The 5,828-nt window shown below is 45.0% G+C and carries 7 protein-coding genes and 1 other RNA gene; 3 read left to right on the top strand and 5 right to left on the bottom strand.

Annotated features, from left to right (window positions below; genetic code table 11):
- Nucleotides 1-89 precede the first annotated feature (89 nt).
- Both ffs and AB4589_RS21050 read right to left on the bottom strand, forming a co-directional pair.
- An RNA gene (ffs, locus tag AB4589_RS21045) (signal recognition particle sRNA small type) lies at nt 90-186 on the bottom strand.
- 196 nt (nt 187-382) lie between these two features.
- Nucleotides 383-1,126, bottom strand: a complete 744-nt coding sequence (locus tag AB4589_RS21050) for a hypothetical protein (RefSeq protein WP_009847251.1) — start codon at nt 1,124-1,126, stop codon at nt 383-385.
- A 227-nt stretch (nt 1,127-1,353) separates the two neighbouring features.
- On the opposite strand from AB4589_RS21050, the gene AB4589_RS21055 reads away from it, so the two are divergent.
- On the top strand, nt 1,354-1,656 hold the full coding sequence (locus tag AB4589_RS21055) for an MGMT family protein (protein WP_009847252.1): 303 nt from the start codon (nt 1,354-1,356) through the stop codon (nt 1,654-1,656).
- Nucleotides 1,657-1,747: 91 nt separating this feature from the next.
- Here AB4589_RS21055 and AB4589_RS21060 read toward each other — a convergent pair whose 3' ends face one another.
- Nucleotides 1,748-2,188, bottom strand: coding sequence for a YbaY family lipoprotein (locus AB4589_RS21060; protein WP_009847253.1), 441 nt, complete (start codon nt 2,186-2,188; stop codon nt 1,748-1,750).
- A gap of 168 nt (nt 2,189-2,356) precedes the next feature.
- Here AB4589_RS21060 and tesB point away from each other — a divergent pair, with 168 nt between their 5' ends.
- Nucleotides 2,357-3,217, top strand: a complete 861-nt coding sequence (tesB, locus tag AB4589_RS21065; protein WP_372101626.1) for an acyl-CoA thioesterase II — start codon at nt 2,357-2,359, stop codon at nt 3,215-3,217.
- 124 nt (nt 3,218-3,341) lie between these two features.
- Here the strand turns inward: tesB and AB4589_RS21070 are convergent, their stop codons facing one another.
- The gene (locus AB4589_RS21070) at nt 3,342-4,007 is read right to left on the bottom strand and encodes a hypothetical protein (RefSeq protein ID WP_102249497.1); all 666 of its coding nucleotides are present in this window, start codon (nt 4,005-4,007) and stop codon (nt 3,342-3,344) included.
- 88 nt (nt 4,008-4,095) lie between these two features.
- Nucleotides 4,096-4,569, bottom strand: a complete 474-nt coding sequence (locus AB4589_RS21075; RefSeq protein WP_017062025.1) for an Lrp/AsnC family transcriptional regulator — start codon at nt 4,567-4,569, stop codon at nt 4,096-4,098.
- A 129-nt stretch (nt 4,570-4,698) separates the two neighbouring features.
- Between AB4589_RS21075 and AB4589_RS21080 the strand changes: the two genes are divergently transcribed.
- A complete protein-coding gene (locus AB4589_RS21080; RefSeq protein WP_017103198.1) occupies nt 4,699-5,766 on the top strand; it encodes a PLP-dependent cysteine synthase family protein in 1,068 nt (355 codons plus the stop codon).
- The last annotated feature ends 62 nt before the right edge of the window (nt 5,767-5,828 follow it).

Genomic DNA, 5,828 nt, shown 5'->3' on the forward strand with positions numbered 1-5,828 from the left:
ACTTATCCGAACGGCATTAGCTCATTAAGAGCGGCTTTTTTAATGGTGATGCTTGCAGGAACATATATTGCAGGCTTCATAATGGGTGGAAGCCCCAGCCACATCCCGGCACACACGTCGCCTGCTGCGGCTGCTCCCTTCCAGGCCTGACCGAGTTCACAAGTTAGTGTTGCGGGAGGACCAGAGCCTCCATAGATTCTTTTTCTAAGAGGCTCGCCTCAAAGAGTGATTGGATTATTAAGCATCGCAGCAACCATTGCAAGCCCTTCCACCCTATTTTTGAACAATTACGTTCTAAGTGCTTATCCTTTATTCAACCCATTCGCAAATCGCAGGTAAATTCGCCATTTACCTGCATTTGGAAGGTTTGGTTACAGAAGAGCTAAATATCGATGTCTTCATTATCTTCGGTGCGAAGGATGTAGTCTGTCATCCAAGCGGTGCCCAACAAACATAACCACACCACAAAAACGGGACTAGGCACTTCGATACTTGGGGTTATCACCAAAGCCGCAAAGCCTACAGTCGGCAATGTCCAACACAACAGCTTATTCCAACGGAAGGTTTTCAAGCGAGTGAGTGTTTCCATCGATGCCATGATACCCGTGACACACAAAGCAACCAAAGCGGCATAAGGTAAATCGGCCATCCATAATGGAAGTATTAAGCCTAATGACCACCAGCTGTGTCGACTGGCTGGTTTAAGATGATTGGCTGCCCACCAAATCACGATGATCGACAAGGTTTGCAGTGTGGTAACCCACGGAACGCCATCAAGCTTTCCTGCGGATTGCGTCACCATGATCCCGACTTGTAGCGTTGCGACGATCAAGCCAGAAATAATCACGACCGACAAACTGCTGCGTTTTGAAAAGACCACCATCAATAGTGGGAATAACACCCATACACTGACAGAGAGCGTGATGGGTTGCAAAGGAAGGGTTAGACCGTAAGTGGTCATGGCAGCAAGCAAAGCTAAACCTGCGATACCACCCTGCGGTAGAATCCATAATGCAGGAATGACCATTGCAAGTACTGGGATATCTCCCTCACTTAAACTGATTGCTCTCGCGCAAACAACCGCTAATAATGTGGTGATCAAGAACTGAAACGTTGAAAATACCATAGCCCTCTCCTTCTACCGATCCGTGGTACCATACCAATCGTAGTAATTAACTGGTCACCCTAGCTTGTTAAAAGCCTCGATAACCTCGTTAGATTTTTTGATTGTAGAATAACTATTTATCGAAACTTCTTATCAAAAAGAGCAGTCTTGTTCTCAAGCTTTTTCCCTGCGCTATTTTTGAACACTTACTTACTGTGATTGGTATTTATGAACTAGGAACATTTAGTATGGACCAATTTTTGCCTCAAATCTTTGCTGTGATTCACCAAATTCCATATGGGAAAGTAACAACTTATGGAGACATCGCACGTTTTTCAGGATTTCCGGGTTATGCGCGCCATGTGGGTAAAGCGCTGGGTAACCTACCAGAAGGAAGTAAACTGCCTTGGTATCGGGTGATCAATAGTAAAGGTGAGATCTCTTTGAAAGGGGATTCGTTTGATCGCCAGAAAAAGCATTTGCAAGAAGAAGGGATTGAAGTGAGTGACGCGGGAAAAGTTAAACTCAGAATATACAAATGGCAGCCCTAGAGCTGCCATTAATCACCTAATTAGCGAGTCAACGAATCAACTAGCTAAGTCAAACTAATCAAGATGCCTTAACAGTGGCATCGATTTCGACTTAACGAACACCAACCAAACGTAGGTCTGCTTGCTGCGTGTTTTCTACGTCAGTAATCACTGACTTAATCGTGTCTGTTGTGAAACGCAGTTTGCCGTCAACGTGAATCGTTGCGCGCATGTTGTAACGGTGGTTAGCTTTAATCTTGTTGTTGTCGTAGCTCAGCTCGAATGCGAACGGTACTTGCTTACCGTCAGTGGTGAACTCTTGAGTCGCGATAACGGTCGATGGTGCGTCAGCCAGTGAGATGTCTTCTAGCGTAACAGTCACTACTGCATTCTCTGGCAATGCAATTCTTTCACGATAGCTTACTGTTCCTGAAATCACTTGAGTGTTCTCTGCAACCACTTCCTGAGAAGCACTGGTTTCTGATGTTGCTTGGCAACCCACAAGTAGGCCAAACGATACTAAAGACGTAATAAGAATTAGAGCCTTTTTCATATTCAATTTCTCTCAACATGTTTGCCGGACTCGGCAAATCTACTCACCAATTATAAGAGAGCTTTCATATTCTGTCTCGAAACCCTATGATTTATTGACAGATATCTGACTAAGCTGAATGATTAACACCATAATCTGACACCTATTTTACCAAGAGGCATGCTGGCGATGAGTCAACCTTTAAATGAATTACTCAATTTACTTCAGCTAGAGAAACTAGAGGAAGGCCTGTTCCGCGGGCAAAGTGAGAACCTAGGTCTGCCACAGGTATACGGCGGTCAAGTATTAGGGCAAGCGCTTTCTGCTGCTCGTTATACGGTTCAAGACGACCGCAGTGTTCACTCGTTCCACAGTTACTTTCTATTTCCCGGCGACCCTGAAAAACCCATTATTTACGATGTTGAGAACCTAAGAGATGGACGCAGCTTTAGTACACGCCGCGTGAAAGCGATTCAAAATGGCCGCCCTATTTTCTATCTTACGGCTTCTTATCATGGTGATGCACCCGGCTTTGAACACCAGAATGAAATGCCAAACATCCCAGGGCCAGAGAACTTTGCATCAGAAACTGAGTTAGCAAGCCACATTGCTGAATTTTTGCCTGAGAAACTGCGTAAGACTTTCTGTGGCGAAAAGCCAATTGAGATGCGCCCGGTAACAATAGTGAACCCGCTTAACCCTAAGAAAGCCGACCCAAAACAATACCTTTGGGTGAGAGCAAATGGCGCGATGCCAGACAACCAATTGATTCACCAATACCTGCTTGCTTACGCATCGGATTGGGGGTTCTTGGTGACGGCGCTTCACCCTCACGAAGTTTCGATCATGACACCCAACTTCCAAGTGGCAACGATTGACCACTCAATCTGGTTCCACCGCCCATTCAAGATGGATGAATGGCTGCTTTATGCGATTGAAAGCCCAACGGCAGCGAACACTCGTGGCCTAGTGCGCGGCGAGATCTTTAATCAGAAAGGTGAGCTAGTAGCGACTGCCGTTCAAGAAGGTATGATGCGTTTTACTAAATAGCGAATAAACGCTTTTCACAAGCCCCAAATATGTACGAGAAAACAAAAAGAGAGGCTAGGTTTGATACCTAGCCTCTCTTTTTAATGATGCTAACGACAAGCTGTCACGTCACAGTCCGTAATCTCTATTCAGCCTCTAGCAAGGGTTCGAATTCACCTTGTACTCGAGTTTTAATTCCATCACCAGCGTCTCGCAGTAGATTAAATGGCGATAACACCACGCCTTTCACTGCGCCTTCTGCGGCACCTTGAGCTAACTCTTTACTTTTATCTGCCAGCAAATTCGCTTGTGCCAAAATACCCGGAACTTCCGCTCGTAGCATTTCAGATTCGGCAACAACAGTGGGGATAGTTTGCTGGCGGTAAGATTTACTTTCAGCGAGCATCGGTGGCATCACATCGACACGGTATCGTTTTAATTCAGTCAATGTGGGCGGGATGACATCGGTTCTTACCTGCCCGACTTCCGTTCGGACATTTTTAACTTCATCTAATATCGCAGGGATTTTATTATCGACCGATGAAACGGTTTGATTCACTTTTTCGACGGTCTTTCTGACGTCTTCAACGGTATCTAACACCTGAGGAGCAAGCTCATTAACATGTTCAGCAAACGCTAATAGCTCTTCTACTTTTAGCCCTTTGGTAAGACCGGATAAATCTTCGATCACCTGCGGATAAGTATCAACGATTTCACCGACTTTATTGGTAAACGAATAGATGGTGTAACCCAAATAGAAAATGGCAACGGCCAGTACCAATTGGATAGCAGTAGATACTTTTGCAAACATGAATATTCCTTTTCTTTATCGCAGAGGCGAGATCTAAACTGAGAAGATAGTTAAACTGAAACGATAGTTAACTTTAGCTAGGTGTAGCTTAAAGAGGCAATGCCGTCGTGTACTTCAATGGCTCCATCGCAAACGTCGAGGTCACATTAGAGATACCATCAATGCTATTCACCAAGCGCTTATAGAAATCATCAAAGCACTTCATATCTTTAACCTGAACCTTCATCATATAATCATATTCGCCAGCCATGCGATAGAACTCCATCACTTCTGGAAATTCCGACACAGTATTCACAAAACGACCATACCATTCATGAGAATGATCACTGGTTTTCACTAATACGAACGCGGTAAAGGAAAGATCCAGTTTTTCCGGGTTCAGCAGTGCGACTCTTTTCTCAATAATACCGTTCTCTTCGAGGCGCTTAAGCCTTTTCCAACAAGGCGTTGTAGTGAGATTGACCGCTTCAGAAATATCGTTCAATGACAGGGTGCTGTCTTCTTGCAGTAACCCTAATATTTTTTTATCTACGGCATCTATCACACTTTCACCAAATCGCATTTAAAGAGAATAATTTTCTACAATTTAAGCAAAACAAAGCAAATATGGCAAAGTTTTTCTCTCAAATTCTAGCTAAATTGGAAGCATACCAATTACAAAGAATTCCTACACTCGATCAGGAGAACGCTTATGTGCACTGACCATCAATGGATTAACAACGCGATTCGTAAAATTGAAGCGGACTACCAACGCTCAGCGGATACGCACCTTATCAAGCTCGATCTACCAAGTATCGAAGGCATTGATGTTTACCTTAAAGATGAAAGCACACACCCTACAGGCTCTTTAAAGCACCGCTTAGCGCGTTCTCTGTTCTTATACGCTATCTGTAACGGTTGGGTTGGCCCAGAAACAACGATCATTGAATCTTCATCAGGCAGTACTGCAGTATCTGAAGCGTACTTCGCTCGCCTACTTGGCCTGCCGTTTATTGCGGTAATGCCGAAATGCACAGCGAAGAAGAAGATTGAGCAGATTGAATTCTACGGCGGCCAAGCGCATCTTGTTGACCGCTCAGATGAAATTTACGATGAGTCTCGCCGTTTAGCGACTGAACTTAATGGCCATTACATGGACCAATTTACCTACGCTGAGCGCGCAACCGACTGGCGTGGTAACAACAACATCGCGAACTCCATTTTCAATCAAATGCAGATGGAAGATCACCCTGTTCCAGCGTGGGTAGTAATGAGCCCAGGTACTGGCGGCACTTCAGCAACTATCGGCCGCTTCATTCGCTACCAACAGCATGAAACTAAGCTTTGTGTTGTCGACCCTGAGAACTCGGTATTCCACGAATACTTCCAAACAGGCAATGCGAACGTGAAAGGCAATACATTCAGCAAGATTGAAGGCATTGGTCGCCCACGCGCAGAGCCAAGCTTCATTCCTGGTGTGGTTGACGAAATGCGTAAAATTCCTGACGCAGCAAGCATCGCAACCACACATTGGTTGTCTGACATTCTTGGCCGTAAGGTTGGCGCATCAACCGGTACTAACATGTACGGTGTGCTTCAGTTAGCCAGTGAAATGAAAGCACGTGGCGAAACAGGTTCTATTGTGACTTTGCTATGTGACAGCGGTGAGCGTTACCTAGACACTTACTTCAATGACGAGTGGGTAAATAACAACATTGGTGACCTGCAACCTTACGCAGCGAAATTGGAAGCTTTCTCGCAAACAGGTGAGTTGGCTTAACCACAGAGTAAGCACCGACGCCAAAATTAAAAAGAGCCCTTGATGGGTAATGCCGTTCACTT

The organism is Vibrio sp. 10N.222.49.A3 (genome assembly GCF_041475145.1).
Lineage (GTDB): Bacteria > Pseudomonadota > Gammaproteobacteria > Enterobacterales > Vibrionaceae > Vibrio > Vibrio tasmaniensis_A.

Excerpts from the sequence above, each read along its gene's own strand:
- AB4589_RS21060 (WP_009847253.1), bottom strand. The coding sequence starts at position 2,188 with ATGAAAAAGGCTCTAATTCTTATTACGTCTTTAGTATCGTTTGGCCTA.
- AB4589_RS21075 (WP_017062025.1), bottom strand. The coding sequence starts at position 4,569 with ATGCGATTTGGTGAAAGTGTGATAGATGCCGTAGATAAAAAAATATTA.
- AB4589_RS21050 (WP_009847251.1), bottom strand. The coding sequence starts at position 1,126 with ATGGTATTTTCAACGTTTCAGTTCTTGATCACCACATTATTAGCGGTT.
- AB4589_RS21080 (WP_017103198.1), top strand. The coding sequence starts at position 4,699 with ATGTGCACTGACCATCAATGGATTAACAACGCGATTCGTAAAATTGAA.
- AB4589_RS21055 (WP_009847252.1), top strand. The coding sequence starts at position 1,354 with ATGGACCAATTTTTGCCTCAAATCTTTGCTGTGATTCACCAAATTCCA.
- AB4589_RS21070 (WP_102249497.1), bottom strand. The coding sequence starts at position 4,007 with ATGTTTGCAAAAGTATCTACTGCTATCCAATTGGTACTGGCCGTTGCC.
- tesB (WP_372101626.1), top strand. The coding sequence starts at position 2,357 with ATGAGTCAACCTTTAAATGAATTACTCAATTTACTTCAGCTAGAGAAA.